Source organism: Rummeliibacillus sp. NPDC094406 (assembly GCF_044763875.1).
Classification (GTDB): domain Bacteria; phylum Bacillota; class Bacilli; order Bacillales_A; family Planococcaceae; genus Rummeliibacillus.
In genome coordinates this window covers 63,643-85,084 of sequence record NZ_JBIWGZ010000002.1, presented here as the reverse complement: position 1 = coordinate 85,084, position 21,442 = coordinate 63,643, and the positions used below count along the sequence as shown (strand labels likewise).

The following is a 21,442-nucleotide window of genomic DNA, read 5'->3' as shown; positions in this document are numbered from 1 at the left end:
GAAAAGGGTTGTGATAATCTTTTTACATGATTTAGTCCAGACCCTTTGAGAGGAGGTGAATGGTGTGAATAAAACAGAATTAGTTAACTCTGTTGCAGAAACTGCAGATCTTTCTAAAAAAGACGCTTCTAAAGCAGTTGAAGCAGTATTTGAAACTATCCAAGAAGCTCTTGCAAAGGGTGATAAAGTTCAATTGATCGGTTTTGGTAACTTCGAAGTACGTGAACGTGCGGCTCGTAAAGGTCGTAACCCACAAACAGGTAAAGAAATTGAAATCGCTGCAAGCAAAGTACCTGCTTTCAAACCGGGTAAAGCGCTTAAAGATGCTGTAAAATAATACAAGCATCTGTTTTACATAGAGTAGCCAATTTGGCTACTCTTTTTTTATTTTTGCTTTGTTATATGGGATTGCTGATATTTGAAAGAATTGTTATTGTCTTTTCAGTTTCGACCGAGTAAGCTTTGGGGAAGATAACTAAGTTTGGCTCGTCTCGAGGTATATTAAAGTAAAATAATAGTAATACATACATATTTTATACATAAAAATTATGGAGAATAAAAAAATATCATATATCGTGTGAAAATATCCAAAATCGCATTCAGATTTTGCGAATGCAAGGCTTGTGTGGTACTCTCATTTTGAGACTCTTTATAGATATAATGGGGGATTTATGTTGATTGAAAAAAACTTAGGAAAAATTGACCATTCAACTACGAATGTAAATTTAGAAAAAATAGAGAATGCAGTAACAATGATCTTAGAGGCAGTTGGAGAAAATCCATTTCGAGAAGGTCTTTTAGATACACCAAAGCGAGTAGCTAAAATGTATGCAGAAATGTTCCAAGGATTACATGAGGACCCAAGACAATATTTCGAAACTGTATTTCATGAAGGTCACGATGAAGTAGTACTAGTAAAAGACATTCCGTTCTTTTCGATGTGCGAACATCATCTAGTACCATTTTATGGAAAAGCGCATATTGCGTATATTCCACAAAATGGTGTAGTTGCAGGGCTTAGTAAATTAGCGCGTACAGTTGAAACTATTTCGCATCGTCCTCAATTACAAGAACGTATAACTGGTACAATTGCAGATACCTTAATGGAAATGCTAAACCCACAAGGAGTTTATATAGTGGTCGAAGCAGAACATATGTGTATGACAATGCGTGGAATTAAAAAGCCAGGGGCTAAAACTGTAACATCTGTAGCGAAAGGTATTTTCGAGAATGATGAAGTAAAACGTTCGGAAATACTATCGTTCATTCAAATGTCTTAAATCTCACGCTTTTTTGTGATATGATGGATGGAGAAAAGTCGAAAAAAGGAGAAACTTCAAATGGCTCAAAATGATTATGTTGTAATTCGTGCAAAAGAAGATGGAGTTCATGTCATTGGTTTAACTCGAGGGAATGATACAAAATTTCACCACTCTGAAAAGTTAGATAATGGCGAAGTTATGATTGCACAATTTACTGAGCACACATCTGCCATGAAAATTCGTGGTAAAGCAGAGATTCAAACAACTATCGGCGTTGTTGAAAGTGATTCAAAAAAATAATATCAAAGATAAATAGTTAAAAACAAAATAGACAACAGGAAACGAACTGAATGGAGAAAAGTTTATGAATGCAACTATTATTGAAGAACATGTATCGCAACTAAAAAATAATATTTTAAAGCAATTGCATCATAGAACGCTCCTTCAATTTACAGGTCAGCCAGTTATTGAAGATGATCAACTGTTATATTTATTGTTACCAAAATTAAATGGTGAACAATGGTCACAACAACTAGATTTTGCAGCGAGCGCAGTAGCAATGATTTATGCTGCTTTACATGGGCATGAACTTATCGATGAACAAGATGCCACATCGAAAAGTCAACAGCTTACAGTGCTTGGAGGAGACTATTATAGCGGTATGTATTACACAACACTTGCTGCAATCCCAGATATTCAGCTGATTCGTTCTTTATCGGGAGCAGTCGTTAAAATTAGTGAATGTAAGACTGCTGTTTATGAACCAGAAAAACGTAACCTTGAAGAATGGTTTGAAGCTATTCGAGTGATTGAAGCAATGGCTACCCAACAATTTATGAAACGCTATGACTTTGACTGCTATATTGAAATTGCAGAACTTGGTTTGGTCTTAGCAAGATTTAAACGGGAAATGAAGCAATGGCAAGAAACGCATCAAAAGACACGTTTTATGAAAATTTTGGAGCAACATGAAGAGTATGTAAGTATGTCTTATGAGCAAATTCTTCAACATCAAATTTCTGATCTTTCATCTAAATTAATTCGAAGTATTACATCTTCTCCGATTCTACTAGATGAAGTGAAAACAATAATGTTAAAGCATATTGAAAGTGATGTCCGAGAACATCAAACGATGAGAGAAGGTTGAGTATTAGTGTCACCACAATCGAAAGAAGAACGTGTACATGAAGTTTTTGAAAACATTTCCGATAGTTACGACAAAATGAACTCTGTCATCAGTTTCCAAATGCATAAAAACTGGCGCAAAGATACGATGAATCATATTGCGGTTAAACCAGGTTCTAAGGCTCTTGATGTTTGCTGTGGAACGGCAGATTGGACTATTGCTCTTGCAGAAGCTACAGGGGAAACTGGCCATGTAACGGGCCTAGACTTTAGTCAAAATATGTTGAATGTTGGAATTGAAAAAACAAAATCTATTAAACAAATTGAGTTGATACAAGGAAATGCAATGGAATTACCATTTCCTGATAGCACTTTTGACTATGTAACAATTGGCTTTGGACTACGAAATGTTCCTGATTACATGCAAGTACTTCGAGAAATGAAACGTGTGGTAAAACCAGGTGGTATAGTCGTGTGCCTTGAAACTTCACAATCAGAAATTCCGGGCTATCGTCAACTATTTCGTTTCTATTTCCGTTATATAATGCCCTTGTTCGGTAAACTCTTTGCAAAAAGTTATAAAGAATACTCATGGTTACAAGAATCAGCTAATGACTTTCCAGGTATGAAAAAGTTAAAGAAAATGTTTGAAGAAGCTGGTTTACAAAATGTAACTTATAAATCTTATAGCGGTGGAGCAGCTGCTATGCATATGGGCTTTAAAAAAGAAATCTAGTGTGGGAGAAGGTTTATACGCGTGGAAAAGATGAAGTTAAAACTTCTTTATGCTGATTTACAATCAGACATAAGAATCATCGAAAAAGAATTAGAAACAGCGTTGGATTCATCTTCACACTATTTGAAAGATGCCTCTCTCCATTTGCTGAAAGCTGGAGGGAAACGTATTCGTCCAGTCTTTGTTTTGCTAGGTGCAAAATTTGGTCAGTACGATATTCATCAAATGAAGAATGTAGCGGTACCGCTAGAGTTAATCCACATGGCTTCTCTTGTACATGATGATGTAATTGATGATTCAGAACTTCGAAGAGGTCGCCCGACAGTTAAATCACAATGGAATAATCGTGTAGCTATGTATACAGGAGATTTTATATTTGCTAAAGCTTTAGAGTATATGACCAAAATAGAGAATCAAAAGGCACATGAAATTCTATCAAATACAATGGTCGAAATTTGTCTAGGTGAAATTATTCAAATTGAAGATAAAATGCACTTAGAGCAAAATATTAGAGACTATTTCCGACGTATAAAGCGCAAAACGGCATTATTAATTTCGTCTAGTTGCCATTTAGGTGCAGTTTCTGCTGGAGCAGAAGAGCAAGTCGCAAATCATATAAAGCGCTTTGGGTATTATGTTGGAATGTCGTTTCAAATTATTGATGATATCCTTGATTTAACGGCAACAGATAAACAACTTGGTAAACCAGCAGGCAGTGATCTTATGCAAGGCAATATCACACTTCCAGTTTTATTAGTAAAAGACGATGCTGATATTCGTCCATTGATTGATAAGGCATTAGCAGGTACGATGAATGAAGACGAAAGACAAGCATTTTTGAAAAAAATCCGAAAGTCAGATGCTATCGAGGAATCTTATCGTATTAGTAATCTTTATTTGCAAAAAGCTTTGGAAGAAATAGATGCATTGCCTAATAACTCTGTTAAAAAATCTTTAAGAGATATTGCTTTATACATGGGAAAACGTAAATTTTAACAGTAAATCTTGAACTATATGTCTTTCAATGATAATATTTTCAAGTAGGGTCTAAACCCTAGATAATCTTAAGGAGTTGTAATTTTACAATGGCTATTCAAAAAACATTTTTAATGGTAAAACCAGACGGTGTTAAACGTCAATTAGTTGGTGACATCGTAGATCGTTTCGAACGTAAAGGTTTCGTACTTAAAGGTGCTAAACTTATGACAATCTCTCAAGAACTTGCTGAAAAACACTACGCTGAACACGCAGAGCGTCCATTCTTCGGTGAATTAGTAGAATTCATCACATCAGGTCCAGTTTTTGCAATGGTTTGGGAAGGCGAAAACGTTATCGCTACTGCACGTCTTATGATGGGCGCTACTAACCCAGCTGAATCTCAACCAGGAACAATTCGTGGTGACTACGCTACAACAGTATCAGAAAACGTAATCCACGGTTCTGACTCATTAGCTTCAGCAGAACGCGAAATCGGTTTATTCTTCAAAGCTGAAGAATTACACTAGTTTCTAAAAAACTGTTCATCTTTTGGATGAACAGTTTTTTTTATACTGTATTTTTTCAATAATCTCTCAATTTATTCTATTTATGAATTATACTCAATTCGGTATAATAGATATAGGACTAAAGAGAGGAAAGAGACTCATATGACTGATTACGAAGAATTTATTACAAATATTAAACGTAAGACGGGCATCGACTTAGCTTTATATAAAGAAGCGCAAATGAAAAGACGATTGACTTCTCTTTATGAAAAAAGAGGGTTCAATAGTTTTAGTGGATTTTTCAAAGGTATTGAAAAAAATCGTGAACTTCTCGATGAATTTTTAGATCGAATGACGATTAATGTATCAGAATTTTATCGGAATGGAAAGCGTTGGGAAGTACTGCAAGATAAAATATTTCCTAGACTTTTACAAAGTAATAAGAGACTGAAAATCTGGAGCGCAGCATGTTCAACTGGTGAGGAGCCTTATTCTTTAGCAATGGTATTATCAAATTATCTGCCTTTATCTCAAATTTCCATTTTGGCAACTGATTTAGATGAAAATGCTATTGCAAAAGCAAAAGCGGGTGTCTATCCAGAACGCTCTATCACAGAAGTTCCAGCTAATATTAAAACAAAGTATTTTGATAAAGAAGGCTCATTTTATAAAGTGAAAGATGAGATTAAGAGAACAGTGACATTCAAGAAGCATAATCTATTAAAGGATCCCTACGATCATCATTATGATTTAATTGTGTGTAGAAATGTGATGATCTATTTCACAGAAGAGGCAAAAGATCAAATCTACCAAAGTTTTAGCAAATCTCTTCGTTCAGGGGGAGTGCTATTTGTTGGAAGTACTGAGCAAATCTTTAATCCATCAAGATATTCATTTGATATAGAAGATACATTCTTTTATAAGAAAATGTAAAAACTACATATATTCCATGCAAAACTTCAAAGTCGCTTTTCGAATATTATTTGAGAAAAGCGGTTTTTTTTAGGGGAACATACCTGTATAGTCCAATCATCTGAAGTGATTACAAGGTGAAGGATAATAGATATAAAATATAAATTGAATGATTATTATTAAATTTCCAGTAAACATACTGCTTTTTTACAGTAAAATGTGTTATAGTGAAAAACATATACTTTAACGAGTTGAAGGGAGAAAGTGTTATGCGATATTTAACAGCAGGAGAATCACATGGACCACAACTAACAACCATTATAGAAGGTTTACCAGCTCAGTTACCATTAACTGCTGAGATGATTAATAAAGAACTAAAACGACGTCAAGGAGGTCATGGAAGAGGACGCCGTATGCAAATTGAAACAGATACTGTAGAAATTACTTCTGGTGTTCGTCATGGCAAAACGCTTGGCTCTCCAGTTACTTTAGTTGTAAAAAATGATGATTGGACCCATTGGACAAAAATCATGGGAGCAGAACCTCTTCCAGAGGGCGTCAATCCAGATGATATAAAAAGAAAAATTACAAGACCACGCCCAGGCCATGCAGACTTAGTAGGTGGGATGAAATATGGACATCGTGATTTAAGAAATGTACTTGAACGTTCATCTGCAAGAGAAACAACTGTCCGTGTGGCGGTTGGAGCTGTAGCAAAAGCATTATTAAGTGAACTTGGAATCCGTATTGTATCTCACGTAACAGAAATTGGTGGGGTTATTGCAGATCGACAAACAACTGTTGGTAAATCCGCAAATGAGATCCGTGAAATTATCGAAGAGGATCCATGTTATTGTGCAGATCCTGAAGCTTCCGCGAAGATGGTTGAGGCTATTGACGCTACGAAAAAAGCAGGGGACTCAATTGGTGGTATTGTAGAAGTAATTGTAGAAGGCTTACCTGCTGGAATTGGATCATATGTACAGTATGATCGTAAACTAGATGCCAAATTAGCAGCAGCCATGTTAAGTATTAATGCTTTTAAAGGCGTTGAATTTGGTCTAGGGTTCGATATGGCACACTTAAAGGGTAGTGAAGTTCACGATGAAATAATTTGGTCAGAAGAAAATGGCTATATACGCCGTACCAATCGCCTTGGAGGACTTGAAGGTGGGATGTCTACAGGAATGCCAATTGTTGTACGTGGAGTTATGAAACCAATCCCTACATTATATAAACCACTACAAAGTGTAGATATTGATACCAAAGAACCGTTCAAAGCAAGTGTAGAACGTTCAGATAGCTGTGCTGTTCCTGCAGCGTCTGTCGTTGCCGAACATGTAATTGCATTTGAAACTGCAAAAGCAATCGTTGAACAATTCCATAGTGATCAAATATCACAACTAAAAGCACAAATTGAAGCCATGAAGCAATATACGAAGGAGTTTTAAAAATGAATATTCCTGTTAAAGCACAATCACATGCTTATGAAGTACAAATTGGCAGTGGTAACTTAACGAAAGCCATTCAATCACTGGAAGAAACAATTGCAAAAGCAGATTGTCTAATTGTTTTTACGGATGAACATGTATGGCAAATTCATAAAGAAAAGTTCACAAATGATTTTCCATATCCATTTGAAGTTTTTGTTTTACCAGGTGGGGAAGCGTGTAAAACTTTCGACAATTACTTTGCTGCTCAATCTTTTCTACTAGAACAAAAATGTACACGTAAATCATTCCTATTTGCTTTTGGTGGTGGAGCTGTAGGTGATTTAACAGGATTCGTGGCTGCAACATTTATGAGAGGTGTACCATTCATACAAATACCAACGACCATACTTGCTCATGATAGTGCGGTAGGTGGTAAAACAGCTATAAACCATCCATTAGGAAAAAATATGATTGGAGCTTTTTATCAACCGAAAAGTGTCATTTTCGATATTGATTTTCTTGAGAGTTTACCAGAGCGTGAGGTTCGATCTGGAATGTCTGAAGTTATAAAACATGCTTTAATTTCAGACGAGAAATGGTTACATCAATTAATGAGCTTCACGTCTATTCTTGGTCTATCCAAAGAACAATTAGAGGGAAATCTAGAACAAGGTATTCGTGTGAAGGCTAATATTGTGGAACAAGATGAGGAAGAGCATTCTGTTCGTAAATATTTGAATTTTGGTCATACATATGGTCATGCGATGGAGGCAGCATCTGGTTTCGGAAAATTAGCTCACGGTGAGGCTGTGATGATTGGAATGGTGTATGCTTTATTACTTAGCGAACGCTATGGTGAGGTAACACGTAAGTTTACAAAGCAATTTTTACAATTTGCACTGAGAAATGGTTATCCATTTGACGCAGTAGCAAAATTTAACTTCGAAGAACTACTAGTTTTTTTGATGAAAGATAAAAAGGCAGAATATGGCGAATTACAATTTGTCCTATTACAAAAGATTGGTCAACCATTCGTGCAAAAAATTTCGCAAGATGAATGTCGTGAAATTGATCTTCTTTTAAGAGAGTTGATAGAGGAGGTAGCATATGATTAGAGGAGTAAGAGGTGCCATTACAATTGAGCATGATGATGCGGAGCTTGTTTTACAAGATACAACCAAATTAATGCAAAGTATTATTGCGGCAAATCAAATTAATCCAGAAGATGTTGCTTCAGTTGTTATATCTACAACACCAGATATTGTCTCTGCATTTCCTGCAAAGGCAGTTCGTACATTACCTAATTGGAATTATGTACCTGTTATGTGCATGCATGAGATGAATGTGCCTGGGGCATTACCATTATGTATTCGCGCATTAGTACATGTAAATACAGAAGTTACACAAAAGGATATTCAACATATTTATTTAAATGATGCTGTTAAATTACGACCAGACTTAACAAAATAACCGAGTTGAGAAAGAGGAGATGGTTTTATGAAATGGAAAGACCAAATTAATGGTATGCAAGCTTATCAACCAGGTAAATCAATTGATGAGGTCAAAAAAGAGTTCGGCTTAGATGAAATTGTCAAATTAGCTTCAAATGAAAATCCATTTGGTTGTTCTCCAAAAGTACATGAGTTTATCGCAAAAGAATCCATTAACTTCGCCCTCTATCCAGATGGGTATGCTACTGATATGCGAGCAGCAGTTGCAAAACATCTTGGAGTTTCAGGAGATGAACTAATCTTCGGAAATGGCTCAGATGAAATAATTAGCATTATTTCGCGAGCTCTATTACATCCAGGTGTAAATACAGTTATGGGGAATCCAACCTTTTCTCAATATGCATTAAATGCGAGAATTGAAGGTGCAGAAATTCGTGAGGTACCTTTAAACGATGGTAACCATAATTTAGATGCCATGCTCAAAGCAATTGACGAAAATACGGCAGTAGTTTGGGTATGTAGTCCAAATAATCCAACAGGTGTTGTGATTGAAGATCTAAGATTAAAAGCATTTTTAGATCAAGTTCCTAAAAATGTATTAGTAGTATTAGATGAAGCTTATTTTGAATATGTCACAAATGATAATCATAAAGACACTATTTCATATATTCATGATTATTCAAACATCATTATTTTACGAACTTTTTCTAAAGCTTACGGATTAGCTGCATTCCGTGTCGGTTATGGAGTTGCAAACAAAGATATAATTGCGAAAATGGATCCAGTCCGTGGACCGTTTAATAATACAGTACTAAGCCAGGCTGTTATTCAAGTTGCTTTACAAGATCAAGAATATATTGAAAAATGTCGCGTCGAAAATACAAAAGGCAAAAAGCAATTTGAAATTTATTGCGATGAACATGGCTTACACTACTATCCAACAGATACGAATTTTATATTAATTGAAGTAAAAGCTGACAGTGATGTTGTATTCAAAAAATTAATGCAACGTGGTTTTATCATTAGAAGTGGTAATGCACTTGGAACACCAGGCTATATTCGAATCACAATTGGCACACAAGCACAAAATGAAGGCTTACTAACACAATTAACAGCAATCTTAGAAGAAGAAGGCGTCATTGTTTGAAGCGTACAGTCCTTGTCGTAGGGCTCGGCTTAATAGGCGGTTCAATCGCACTAGCTCTTCAAAAATCACCGAATGTTCGAGTGATTGGTTATGATGCAAATGATAATACCCTTCAAAGTGCTAAAGTGTTAGGTGTAGTGCAGGATGTGACGAAACAACCAGAGGTCGCAGTAAAAAATATAGACATCCTACTCTTTGCGACACCTGTTAATGCCACGATTGAGTGGATGGAGAAAATGAAAACTTGGGATGTTCCTGAGAATTTGATAGTTACCGATACAGGAAGTACAAAATCACTGATTATGCAAAAGGCAGTAGAGTTAAAACAATTAGGTATTACATTTATTGGAGGACACCCAATGGCAGGCTCCCATAAAAGTGGAGTACTTGCTGCAAAGCCATACCTTTTTGAAAATGCTTATTATATGTTGACACCACATGAAGATGAGGATGACAGTAGAGTTCAGCAGTTAAAAGAGATACTACAATATACGAGAGCAAAACTTATGACGGTTTCAGCGGATACACATGATCAAATGACGTCTGTAGTGAGTCATTTCCCACATATTGTTGCAGCTTCTTTAGTTCATCAGTTGGCTCAAGAAAGTGATGGTAATACCTTAACTAAGATGCTAGCAGCTGGCGGTTTTAGGGATATAACAAGAGTGGCTTCATCAAATCCGATATTATGGCGAGATATTACGCTTCAAAATCGTAAGCAAATCACAAATCAACTTGCTAACTGGCAACAGGAAATGTATAGAGTTCAAACACTTTTGGAAAGTGGGGACGATGTACAAATTGAATCTTTTTTTGCGGAAGCAAAGAGTTTCAGAGACGAACTTCCTGTTACAGAACAAGGTGCACTTTATTCGACATATGATTTGTATATTGATGTACCTGACTATCCTGGGAGTATTGCTGAAATTACAGCATATTTAGCAGATGAGCGTATTAGTATCACGAATATCCGAATTGTAGAAACACGAGAAGATGTATTTGGTATATTAGTAGTTAGTTTTCAAAATACGGAAGACAGAGAAAAAGCGGCTGCTTGTATCGAGAGACGCAGTCCATATGAGGTATATATTTCATAAAGGTAGGTGCGTTGAATTTGGCAGAGGTGAACTTAATTTATAATAAGCCTACATTAAAAGGCGAAATTACAGTACCAGGGGATAAATCTATTTCTCACCGTTCCATTATGTTCGGCAGTATTGCTGAAGGACGTACAACAGTAAGTGGTTTTTTACTAGGTGATGATTGTTTAAGTACGATTGATTGCTTTAAAAAATTAGGTGTTGAAATTGAGCTAAATGGAACAGATATAGTGATCAATAGTAAAGGGATGGAAAACTGGAAAGAACCTGTCGATATTTTGTATACGGGTAATTCTGGTACAACGACTCGACTAATGTTAGGGCTACTAGCAGGATCTACTATTCATTCCATTTTAAACGGCGATGCTTCTATTGGAAAAAGACCAATGAAACGCGTTATTTCCCCCCTTCGAGACATGGGGGCAAATATAACAGGAAGAATGGATGGGCAATATACACCTTTAGCTATCAAAGGTAGTCCATTAAAAGCAATTGAATATACTATGCCAGTTGCTAGTGCACAAGTTAAATCTGCTATTTTGCTTGCAGGTTTAAAAGCAGTTGGGACAACAGTAATTCACGAAAAAGATATTTCACGTGATCATACAGAAAGAATGCTTCGTCAATTTGGAGCAGAAATAAGCGTAGAAAATGGTACCGTTTCCTATAAAGGTGGTCAAAAATTACATGCGACACATGTAAATGTACCAGGCGATATTTCTTCTGCAGCATTCTTTTTAGTAGCAGGTGCAACAGCAGAAAATAGTGAAATTACTTTACACAACGTTGGACTCAACCATACACGTACTGGCATTATTGATGTCCTAAACGTAATGGGAGCTAATATGGATATAATAGTGGATGATGAAAATGCTGCTGAACCTACTGGTACGATTATTATTCGAACATCTGAATTAGTGGGAACAACGATTGATGGAGAACTAATCCCTCGATTAATCGATGAAATCCCAATTATTGCTTTACTTGCTACAAAGGCAAAAGGGACAACCATTATACGAGATGCATCTGAATTAAAAGTAAAAGAAACTGACCGTATTACTGCAGTAGTAGAAGAGTTGAAAAAATTAGGTGCGAATATAGAAGCAACAGAAGACGGTATGATAATCCATGGAGTAGAAGAACTTCACGGTGCGTCACTCAAAACATATGGAGATCATCGTATTGGTATGATGGGTGCCATAGCTTCATTATTAACAGATGGAGCCGTTCAATTAGATGATGCAGATTGCATCGCAGTATCGTATCCAACATTCTTTGAAGATATAAAAAGAATAATTTAATAGATTCATTTGCATGGAGCTCTCCTATATTAGGAGAGTTTTTCCTTGTGTATAAAGCCTCGGTCATGTAGCATAATGTTAAAAGCGAAGGACGCCGTCTTTAAAGGAGAGTGCATAATTTGCCACATACTGGCAACTTCTATCTGACCCACATCCTGTAGGCCATTGACAGGTAAACGATCTCAACAGGAAGAGGCGTTTTTTGGCCTGATAGGGTTTAGGTTATATAACCCCGAGAGGCAGGAGTCCACAGCTAGATAAGTAAAAAGCGGAACGTACAAGTATCCGGTATAAATAGAAGAATCAGGTGACAAAATGGATATACAGAAAAAAATGATTGATGCTATTCAACAAGGTGATTTAGAAGGCATTCAAAATCTTCTTGAAGATTTTAAAATACAGGTAGACCCTGATATGCAATATGAAGTAGTAGGTTTCTTTATGAACTTTGGCTTTTTAGATGAAGCGGATGAATTATTAGAACACTTACAATATTTATTTCCAGATGAAGCACAACTTAAAATTGATCGAGCAACACTTTTGATGGAGCGAGAGCAAGAGGATGAGGCATTAAATTTATTTATGTCCATTCGCCCAGATGCACCAGAATATCCACAAGTTCTATTAGCTTTAGCAGACTACTATCAAATGCAAGGGTTATATGAAGTATCTGAACAACGTATTAATGAAGCATTAGATTTATTACCAGACGAACCATTATTACATTTCTCAAAAGCAGAATTATTAATGGAAATGGGACGATTTACGGAAGCTGCTCGCAAATATCATGAATTATACGAAACGCAAACAGAGATCGCAGGTGTACGTTTAGTTGAACGTTTAGCAGAAGTACATCGTGCTGGTGCAGCTTTTGAAGAAGCGTTAACCTTTTATAATAAAGCGCTTGAAGATAATACATCTCCTGATTTACTATTTGGCGCTGCATATTCTGCATTTCAGTCACAAATGTATGAAACTGCAATACACTATGCTGAAGATTTAAAAACATTAGACCCGGATTATTTCTCTGCTTATTTATTATTAGCTCAAAGTTATGCAATGCTTGAAAATAATAAAAAGTCTTTTGAAATAATTAGAGAGGGATTAACTCGTGATGAATATGATAAAGAATTGTATTTATTCGCAGGGAAAATGGCTCTAAAAAATAGTTTACCTAAAGAAGCCGAAGAATATTTGCGCCAAGCAATTGCATTAGATAGTGAGTATATGGAGGCAATTATTACGCTTGTGTCAATTTTATCTAAGGAAGAAAGAGACGAGGAAATTATTGAGTTGATCGAACAACTAGAACAAGAAAGCTTTGACTGGTCTACTTTATCAGCTTTTGCAGCCGTCTCATATGATCGATTAGAAAATTATGAACGTGCATACGATTTTTATCAATTAGCATATAATGACCATAAGGAAGATCCATTGTTCCTTGAAAAGTATGCTTATTTCTTAATTGAAGATGGTAAACGTGAAGAGGCACAGGCAGTAGTTAATCAGTTGATCGCATTGCAACCAGATGAACCGACTTGGCAAGACCTTTTACAAACTTTTGAATGAGAGGAGGCTCATACAAAATGACCGCATCCGTTTCTGTCTTGGACAAAAAAGAATTTGTCCGATGGTTTTTAAAAAAGTACCAAATGAAACGACGTGAGTGTGTATGGATTTTAAATTATCTGCTTGGTCATGATGAATTATTAGAACATATTCATTTTGTTGAAGAAGCACATTACTGCCCACGAGCAATGGTCATGTCAACAACAGATTCATCGGGCATTCCATTTCGCTTCTATCGAGGTAACATTATGACAGCAGATGCGGAAAAATCCTTCCATGATTTGAGGCTTCACCCAGATGAGGAAATGTTCATACAATTAAATTTCCCAAAAGTGCCACCGAGTCGTGAGTACTTAACGGTATTAGAGGAAAATCCTTATATGCCAAACTATTTACAAATTAGCGAATCAGATCGTCAACTAGCAGAGGAAATTTTAAAAGATAGTATGAAAACATTTCAAGAAGAAGCCATTTTAAAACAAATCGATGAAGCATTAGATCAAAATGACAAAGAGAAGTTTTATAAGTTGTCTGCATTATTAAATGTTATAAAAAATGTGGAAAAATAAAAACTTCATCCATCATTGGATGAAGTTTTACTTTTAGGAGGAATTTAAATGTTTTGGACAAGTAAAGATATTGATGCATTTTCAAAGCAAAAAGAGTTTATTGACACGGCTATTGTTCCATTAGTTATTTTAGAAGGTTCAGATTTAGGTATAAAACAGAGTGCTTCTGGGGCAGAATTCTTAATGTCATTAACTAATTTCATTGAGCAACAATTCAAAGGACGCATTGTTTTAACATCCCCAATTACATATACCAAGTCTATGTCAAGAAAAGATATAATCATTGCTATCCATGATGAGTTAATAGCTGCTGGTTTTAAATATGTTTTCTTTGTAACGTCAGACCATGAATGGAATCAAATTGTGCCAAATTACGACATCATATGGTTACCGTCTATTCCGTTAGGTGATATGGATCAAAAGATTAGACAATCAGTCCTAAGTGATCAGTTAAGACAAGTCATACCAATGCTGTCTTCGAAATGGTCAGAACAGTAGCATTTTTCTTTCAACAAATGTTCACAAATGAACATAAAACAGTTAAATGCGTTATTGACCTAACATTTTAGTTGATATATCATAGATATGTCCTAGTTTTACTATTTTGTATAAGTTTGGAGTTTGGTCCATTGGACTTACCTGAAGTTAGAGGGGGGAAAAGGATGAGTAACAATCGTGTCTCAAGACGTCAATTTTTGAACTACACATTAACAGGTGTTGGTGGTTTCATGGCAGCTGGTATGTTAATGCCAATGGCTCGCTTTGCAGTCGACCCAATTCTACAAAAGAAACCAGGGGGCGACTTTATACTAACAGATAAAAAAGTTACAGAACTTTCTGAAACTCCTGTAAAAGTAGATTTTACATTTGAACAAGTTGACGCTTGGTACAAATCAGATGTTACAAACACAGCGTGGGTTTATAAAAACGGCGACGAAATTATCGCACTTTCACCTGTATGTAAACATTTAGGCTGTACAGTTAACTGGAATGGTGCTCCAGAATTTAAAAACCAATTCTATTGCCCATGTCACGGAGGTCGTTACGAAAAAACTGGTAAGAATATTCCAGGTACACCGCCTCTTGGTCCGTTAGACGAGTTTGAAGTAAAAGTAAAAGACGGTCTATTAATGATCGGAAAAGCAAGAGCAAACACTCTAGTATAATTGTAAGGGGGTACGAAATCAGTGCTTAATAAAATCTATGATTGGGTCGATGAGCGTCTTGATATTACACCAATATGGCGTGATATTGCCGACCATGAAGTTCCAGAGCACGTAAACCCTGCACATCATTTCTCTGCATTCGTATATTGTTTCGGGGGTTTAACGTTCTTTGTTACTGTTATTCAAATCTTATCTGGTATGTTCTTAACAATGTACTATGTGCCCGATATTCAAAATGCATGGAAATCTGTTTACTACCTTCAAAATGAGGTAGCATTCGGTGAAATCGTGCGTGGTATGCACCACTGGGGCGCTTCCCTCGTAATTGTTATGATGTTCCTTCATACATTACGTGTATTCTTTACAGGATCTTATAAAAAACCTCGTGAATTAAACTGGATTGTTGGGGTTCTAATCTTCTGTGTGATGTTAGGCCTTGGCTTTACAGGTTACCTACTTCCTTGGGATATGAAAGCATTATTTGCTACAAAAGTAGGTATTCAAATCGCAGCATCAGTTCCATTTATTGGTGAGGCAATTAAAATATTATTAGCTGGTGATGCTAATATCATTGGTGCAGAAACATTAACGAGATTCTTTGCGATTCATGTATTCTTCTTACCAGCTTGCTTACTTGCGTTGCTTGCTGCACACTTTGTCATGATTCGTAGACAAGGGATATCTGGCCCATTGTAGAACATACAATTTCGCCACTAATATTTCCTTAAGGAGGGGACAAAATGCATAAAGGAAAAGGAATGAAATTCGTAGGAGATACGCGTGTTCCAAAAAAGGACAACAAAAACGTATATCCACCAGATTATTCCGAATATCCTGGCAAAACAGAACCATTCTGGCCAGACTTCTTATTAAAAGAATGGATGGTTGGTGCGGTTTTCTTAGTTGGTTATTTAATTTTAACAGTTGCTCATCCATCTCCATTAGAGGGACAAGCAGATCCAACAAACACAGGTTATATTCCAATGCCGGACTGGTATTTCTTATTCTTATATCAATTACTTAAATATGAATATGCTTCAGGCCCTTACAATACGATTGGTGCAATTGTTGTTCCAGCTATTGCAGTTGGTGCATTAATGTTAGCGCCATTCTTAGATAGAGGCCCAGAACGTAAACCACTTAAACGCCCGCTGCCAGTAGCATTTATGTTATTAGCACTTGCTTCTATGGTTTACTTAACTTGGGAATCAGTAGTAAATCACGACTGGGCTGCTGCTAAAAAACAAGGTCAAATTGTTAAAGCAGTTGAAATTAACCAAGAAGATCCAGGATACAAAGTATATGCTAAGCAGTCTTGTATCAATTGTCATGGTGATAAACTTCAAGGTGGAGCAGGCCCTAATTTAACGAATACAGGTTTGGCTCCAGAAGAAATCGTTAAAATTGCTCATGAAGGTAAAGGCGGTATGCCTGCTGGTCAATACAAAGGATCAGACGAAGATCTTCAAAAATTAGCAAAATTCATTTCAAGTTTAAAAGCAGAATAATTGTTAGTAAGAAGAGTCAGGAGACTGACTCTTTTTTCTATGCATATACATAGACGTACAATACTAAAAAAGGTTATAACATATTTAATAAATTTTTTTGAAGGGGTCAATGATGAATAAATTATTCTTGTTTATTTGGAGCATATTATCACATAAGGCTTTTCTTTGGATATTGTTGATTGTTAACATTTTAGGTACAATTGGAGGATATATTTGGTATGGTGGGCAATTATCTATAACAGAACCAATCTTTTATATTTTTGTACCAGATAGTCCAACAGCAACTTTGTTTTTCTCTATTGCGCTGTTAGGATGGATATTCGATAAAAACTGGCGGTTAATAGAAGCGTTAGCACTGATTACATTGGTTAAATATGGTCTTTGGGCAGTGGTGATGAATATATTGGCATTATTAGAAATGGGTTCAATTGGTTATCTCGGCTGGATGCTTGTCATTTCTCATTTCGCAATGGCTGTACAAGCAATACTATATATTCCAATGTATGATATTAAAATTACTCATGTAGGTATTGCAGCAATTTGGACGTTGCATAATGATGTGATTGACTATGTTTTTGGTCAAATGCCTATTTATAGTATGCTCGCACAGTATATGGCGGAAATTGGTTATTTCACATTTTGGTTATCCATTGCTTGTATAACACTAGCATATTTTGTTTCACAGAAACGGTTTTCGTTTGCGAGTAAAAATAATTACCTTTAAAATAAAGTTATCTAGTAATAGGAGGATGATATAGTTGTCAATAGCAATGTATATCGTATATTTTCTTGTATTAATGTTGTTACCACTATATGCTCAGCGTAAAGTGATGAAAACGTATCAACGTTATGCAGAAGTTCGTTCCACGTCTGGTATGACAGGTGCAGAAGTAGCTAGAACCATTTTGGACAATAATGGATTAAGTAATGTTCGTGTTGTAGAAACTTCAGGAGTTTTATCCGATCATTATGATCCAACCAGCAAAACAGTAGCACTATCTTCAGCTAATTATCACAACGCTTCAGTGGCTGGTACGGCGGTTGCAGCACATGAATGTGGACACGCAATTCAACATAAGGAAGCCTATGCTTTCTTAACATTTCGTTCAAAACTAGTACCTGCAGCGAACATTTCTTCGAATGTTTCTTGGATTTTCATAATGATTGGTATGCTTAGTTCATCAATGCGATCATTAATGCTTATTGGTATAATACTACTGGCAATAGGTGTGCTTTTCCAAATAGTAACGTTACCAGTAGAATTTGATGCATCAAAACGAGCTCTTAACCAAGTCGTTAGTTTAGGTATCATTCGCAATGAAGAAGAACCACATGCTAGAAAAGTATTAAGCGCAGCAGCTTTAACATATGTAGCAGCAGCAGCAACAGCTATTATGGAATTGGTACGTTTATTGTTAATTTATACAGGTATGAATAACAGAGACGAATAGAAATATCTATAGGCATTTATGGTTAGTTTGTTCTAATCATAAATGTTTTTTTAGTTTTTTTTCGAGAAAAGAAAAGTGTACATAGTGTAGAAAATAATTAAAAATTTCAGAAAATTATTAACAATTCGATTGGGATATGATATGCTATAAAAAATGATAATACTGCCTAACCTGTTAGAATGCATTACAGGCTATCTAAATCGCAGGTATCAGCCAGTTCCAAAAAGTGTAGCTTTATGCTGCTTTTTTGAGCTGGCTTTTATTATGCAGAAAATCATTTTAGTATCTGGTCATTAGCAAATCATAAGGGGGAATTATTTTGAATACGAAAGAATTAGTGAAATGGGATCAACAACATTTTATTCATCCAACTACATCAATTCAAGAACAGCAAGCAAAAGGTGCAAAAGTTATTTTTGAAAAAGGTCAAGGAATCTATTTAACTTCTACAGAAGGTAAAGAATATATTGATGCTATGTCATCATTATGGAATGTCAATATTGGTCATGGGCGTAAAGAACTTGGAGAAGCAGCAAAAGAACAAATGGAACAATTAGCATACAGTTCATGTTTTTCTACATTTAGTAATGAACCAGCAATATTATTAACGAAGAAAATTGCAGAACTTGCACCACCTAGCTTAAATGCAGTTTTCCTAACATCTGGTGGCTCTGAATCAAATGATACTGCGATTAAGCTAATTCGTCATTATTGGAGAATTTTAGGACAACCGGAAAGAAATAAAATTGTAGCGATGAATCGAGGCTATCATGGAGTATCTGCTGGAGCAACAAGTGCAACAGGTATTCCTGAATTTTGGGATATGGCTGGTGTTACAATGAATGGTTTTGTACATGCCAAATCACCGTATGAAATTGGAACAGCTGCATCTATCCAGTCTATTCGTGAAACAATTGAAAACGAAGGTCCAGAAACAATTGCAGCATTTATGACCGAGCCAATTCAAGGGGCAGGTGGTGTTTTAATTCCACCAGACGATTTCTTAATCGAAGTACGTAAGTTATGTGATGAATATGGCATTTTAATGCATGTCGATGAAGTAATTACAGGTTTTGGCCGAACAGGTACGATGTTTGCAGTAGAGCATTATGGGGTTGAACCTGATTTACTTGCATTCGCAAAAGGCGTAACAAGTGGATATTTCCCATTAGGTGGTGTGCTTGTAAAAGATAATGTTCATGAAGTATTAAAAGAAAAATCTGTTGGCACATTATTCCATGGGTTTACTTATAGTGGTCATCCTACAGGCGCCGCAGTAGCACTTAAGAATATAGAAATTATGGAGCAAGAAGAACTTGTTGAAAATTCAGCATTAATGGGAGAACGTTTACTAAAGGGATTCCAAGAAATTAAAGCTTCATCTTCAATTGTTGGAGATGTACGTGCAAAAGGCTTGTTAGGAGCTATTGAATTTGTCAAAGATCCAGTAACAAATGAACGTTTTGCAAAGGAGTTAGGGGTAGCTCCACGTATTGTTGCAGCATTGCATGAAAAAGGTGTTATCTGTCGTGCAGTAACCTATGAACAAACAGACATTTTATGCTTCTCTCCACCGCTAATTATTACTGGTGAAGAAGTAGATAAAATGATTGCTATTGTTAAAGAAGTTGTACTAGAAATTCAACAACAATTAACTCAAGAAGTAGCAACAAAATAAGAAATAGGTTCTTTCAACAAAGGGGGGGATTTATGTGGAAGATCAAAAACTCTTGAAGATTCTTGGTAATCGCGATGTAATGGCATTAGCATTTGGCGCAATGATTGGTTGGGGATGGGTAGTTACAGCTGGATTGTGGATCACTGGAGCAGGTTCGCTAGGTGCGATTATTTCTTTTTTATTCGGAGGAATTTTAGTTATTTTTATTGGTCTTGCATACGCCGAGCTTGCCTCGGCGATGCCTCTCTCGGGCGGCGAACTGTACTTTAGTTATAAAGCACTTGGAAGGCAATTATCATTTATTGCAACATGGGCAATGGTGCTAGGCTATGTATCAGTTGTAGCGTTCGAGGCAGTGGCGTTACCAACAGTTTTTGAATATGTCGTACCAGGTTATAGTAAAGGTTATATGTATACAATTTCAGGTTGGGATGTAAATTTCACTTGGGTAGCTGTAGGAGTAATTGGCTCCATTATTATGGCATTTATTAATTATCGAGGAATGAAAGTAACAAGTGTAGTTATGAGTATTTTAACACTTGTTATTTTAATTTCAGGAGTGCTACTTGTGACAGGGAGCTCAATAGCAGGCGATGTTTCAAATATGAAGCCATTATTTGTAGATGGCTGGGGCGGTATTATGGTCGTGCTTATTATGACTCCATTTATGTTTGTTGGTTTTGATGTAATTCCACAGACGGCTGAAGAGATCAATTTACCACGTAAACGAATTGGGCAATTATTAATAATTTCCGTATTATTAGCAATTATTTGGTATGTTGGTATTATTTTTGGAGTCTCATATATGCTGACGCCAGCAGAAATCGCAAAATCAAATCTAGTAACAGCTGATGCTATGGCGAAAGCTTTTGGAAACAGTAAAATGATGGGGAATATTCTTGTACTAGGTGGTATAGGAGGCATACTAACGAGTTGGCTTGGTTTCTATGTAGGAGGAAGTCGTGCAATTTTTGCTTTAGCAAAAGCTGGAATGTTGCCGAAATCATTAGGAGAACTTCATCCAAAATATAAGACACCGCATAAAGCGATTTTATTAATTGCGGTATTAACAACTTTAGCGCCATTATTTGGTAGACCAGCGCTAGTTTGGCTTGTGGATGCTGGTGGTATGGCATTAGTAGTAGCTTGGGTGCTTGTGGCATGCGCGTTTATTACTTTACGTAAAAGGGAACCAAATTTAAAACGTCCATTTAAAGTACCAGGTGGTACTTTAGTTGGCTGGATTGCAATTATTTTATCAGTAGGGGTTTTAGCACTTTATATGCCAGGGATGCCATCAGCACTCGTTTGGCCATACGAATGGGTCATAATTATTGCTTGGGCTGCATTTGGAGCCATCCTTTATAAATATTCAATGAAAAAATATGGAGCAGAAAATGCAAATAAAATAATGGATAAAGAAATTAATCGTATTTTAGCTGAAGAAGATATTGTTAATGGTGATAAGAAAAATAAGCAAGTCAAGGTTTTTACTGAGGATGTTATTTGATAAATGTTGTATCACAAAAACATGTTGCCAAGGGGGATGA

Annotated in this window: 24 protein-coding genes; all 24 read left to right on the top strand. The window is 36.1% G+C overall.

Going from position 1 to position 21,442, the window contains the following annotated elements; genetic code table 11:
* Positions 1–64 precede the first annotated feature (64 nt).
* Positions 65–337, top strand: coding sequence for an HU family DNA-binding protein (locus ACIQ4I_RS05130; RefSeq protein ID WP_397537661.1), 273 nt, complete (start codon positions 65–67; stop codon positions 335–337).
* 340 nt (positions 338–677) lie between these two features.
* Positions 678–1,280 carry a GTP cyclohydrolase I FolE gene (gene folE, locus ACIQ4I_RS05125; protein WP_403095062.1) on the top strand — a complete coding sequence of 201 codons (603 nt, stop codon included), beginning with the start codon at positions 678–680 and terminating at the stop codon, positions 1,278–1,280.
* Positions 1,281–1,340: 60 nt separating this feature from the next.
* The gene (gene mtrB, locus ACIQ4I_RS05120; protein ID WP_397537662.1) at positions 1,341–1,562 is read left to right on the top strand and encodes a trp RNA-binding attenuation protein MtrB; all 222 of its coding nucleotides are present in this window, start codon (positions 1,341–1,343) and stop codon (positions 1,560–1,562) included.
* Positions 1,563–1,626: 64 nt separating this feature from the next.
* Positions 1,627–2,409 (top strand): heptaprenyl diphosphate synthase component 1, encoded by a 783-nt coding sequence (locus ACIQ4I_RS05115; protein ID WP_403093593.1) that lies wholly within the window; start codon positions 1,627–1,629, stop codon positions 2,407–2,409.
* A gap of 6 nt (positions 2,410–2,415) precedes the next feature.
* Positions 2,416–3,123, top strand: a complete 708-nt coding sequence (locus tag ACIQ4I_RS05110) for a demethylmenaquinone methyltransferase (protein ID WP_403093590.1) — start codon at positions 2,416–2,418, stop codon at positions 3,121–3,123.
* Positions 3,124–3,144: 21 nt separating this feature from the next.
* Positions 3,145–4,119, top strand: a complete 975-nt coding sequence (gene hepT / locus ACIQ4I_RS05105; protein WP_403093587.1) for a heptaprenyl diphosphate synthase component II — start codon at positions 3,145–3,147, stop codon at positions 4,117–4,119.
* Between the two features lie 89 nt (positions 4,120–4,208).
* Positions 4,209–4,628, top strand: a complete 420-nt coding sequence (ndk, locus tag ACIQ4I_RS05100; protein ID WP_403093584.1) for a nucleoside-diphosphate kinase — start codon at positions 4,209–4,211, stop codon at positions 4,626–4,628.
* A gap of 141 nt (positions 4,629–4,769) precedes the next feature.
* Complete coding sequence (locus ACIQ4I_RS05095; protein WP_403093581.1) at positions 4,770–5,540, top strand: CheR family methyltransferase; 771 nt, start codon at positions 4,770–4,772, stop codon at positions 5,538–5,540.
* Positions 5,541–5,788: 248 nt separating this feature from the next.
* Positions 5,789–6,970, top strand: a complete 1,182-nt coding sequence (gene aroC, locus ACIQ4I_RS05090) for a chorismate synthase (protein WP_403093578.1) — start codon at positions 5,789–5,791, stop codon at positions 6,968–6,970.
* 2 nt (positions 6,971–6,972) lie between these two features.
* Complete coding sequence (aroB, locus tag ACIQ4I_RS05085) at positions 6,973–8,067, top strand: 3-dehydroquinate synthase (RefSeq protein WP_403093575.1); 1,095 nt, start codon at positions 6,973–6,975, stop codon at positions 8,065–8,067.
* Complete coding sequence (gene aroH, locus ACIQ4I_RS05080; RefSeq protein WP_403093572.1) at positions 8,060–8,422, top strand: chorismate mutase; 363 nt, start codon at positions 8,060–8,062, stop codon at positions 8,420–8,422. Before aroB ends, aroH begins: the two co-directional genes overlap by 8 nt.
* A gap of 27 nt (positions 8,423–8,449) precedes the next feature.
* The gene (hisC, locus tag ACIQ4I_RS05075; protein WP_403093569.1) at positions 8,450–9,550 is read left to right on the top strand and encodes a histidinol-phosphate transaminase; all 1,101 of its coding nucleotides are present in this window, start codon (positions 8,450–8,452) and stop codon (positions 9,548–9,550) included.
* Positions 9,547–10,647 (top strand): prephenate dehydrogenase, encoded by a 1,101-nt coding sequence (locus ACIQ4I_RS05070; protein ID WP_403093567.1) that lies wholly within the window; start codon positions 9,547–9,549, stop codon positions 10,645–10,647. The genes hisC and ACIQ4I_RS05070 overlap by 4 nt, the downstream gene beginning before the upstream one ends.
* Before the next feature lie 17 nt (positions 10,648–10,664).
* Positions 10,665–11,951, top strand: a complete 1,287-nt coding sequence (aroA, locus tag ACIQ4I_RS05065) for a 3-phosphoshikimate 1-carboxyvinyltransferase (RefSeq protein ID WP_403093565.1) — start codon at positions 10,665–10,667, stop codon at positions 11,949–11,951.
* Between the two features lie 315 nt (positions 11,952–12,266).
* Complete coding sequence (locus ACIQ4I_RS05060; RefSeq protein WP_403093563.1) at positions 12,267–13,520, top strand: tetratricopeptide repeat protein; 1,254 nt, start codon at positions 12,267–12,269, stop codon at positions 13,518–13,520.
* A gap of 17 nt (positions 13,521–13,537) precedes the next feature.
* Entirely contained in the window at positions 13,538–14,089 is a 552-nt protein-coding gene (locus ACIQ4I_RS05055; RefSeq protein ID WP_397537675.1) for a ReoY family proteolytic degradation factor, read from the top strand.
* A gap of 48 nt (positions 14,090–14,137) precedes the next feature.
* On the top strand, positions 14,138–14,587 hold the full coding sequence (locus ACIQ4I_RS05050) for a DUF2487 family protein (protein ID WP_403093561.1): 450 nt from the start codon (positions 14,138–14,140) through the stop codon (positions 14,585–14,587).
* Between the two features lie 164 nt (positions 14,588–14,751).
* Positions 14,752–15,255: a Rieske (2Fe-2S) protein gene (locus ACIQ4I_RS05045; RefSeq protein ID WP_403093559.1), complete on the top strand. Its 504-nt coding sequence runs from the start codon at positions 14,752–14,754 to the stop codon at positions 15,253–15,255.
* A 21-nt stretch (positions 15,256–15,276) separates the two neighbouring features.
* Positions 15,277–15,951 carry a menaquinol-cytochrome c reductase cytochrome b subunit gene (gene qcrB, locus ACIQ4I_RS05040; RefSeq protein ID WP_397537678.1) on the top strand — a complete coding sequence of 225 codons (675 nt, stop codon included), beginning with the start codon at positions 15,277–15,279 and terminating at the stop codon, positions 15,949–15,951.
* Positions 15,952–15,995: 44 nt separating this feature from the next.
* Positions 15,996–16,763, top strand: a complete 768-nt coding sequence (locus ACIQ4I_RS05035) for a menaquinol-cytochrome c reductase cytochrome b/c subunit (protein ID WP_403093556.1) — start codon at positions 15,996–15,998, stop codon at positions 16,761–16,763.
* 112 nt (positions 16,764–16,875) lie between these two features.
* Positions 16,876–17,487: a lipoprotein heptaprenylglyceryl N-acetyltransferase LhaT gene (gene lhaT / locus ACIQ4I_RS05030; protein ID WP_403093553.1), complete on the top strand. Its 612-nt coding sequence runs from the start codon at positions 16,876–16,878 to the stop codon at positions 17,485–17,487.
* Positions 17,488–17,533: 46 nt separating this feature from the next.
* Complete coding sequence (locus ACIQ4I_RS05025) at positions 17,534–18,214, top strand: zinc metallopeptidase (RefSeq protein WP_483880686.1); 681 nt, start codon at positions 17,534–17,536, stop codon at positions 18,212–18,214.
* Between the two features lie 319 nt (positions 18,215–18,533).
* On the top strand, positions 18,534–19,892 hold the full coding sequence (locus ACIQ4I_RS05020; RefSeq protein ID WP_403093547.1) for an aminotransferase family protein: 1,359 nt from the start codon (positions 18,534–18,536) through the stop codon (positions 19,890–19,892).
* Between the two features lie 34 nt (positions 19,893–19,926).
* Positions 19,927–21,402 (top strand): APC family permease, encoded by a 1,476-nt coding sequence (locus tag ACIQ4I_RS05015; protein ID WP_403093544.1) that lies wholly within the window; start codon positions 19,927–19,929, stop codon positions 21,400–21,402.
* The last annotated feature ends 40 nt before the right edge of the window (positions 21,403–21,442 follow it).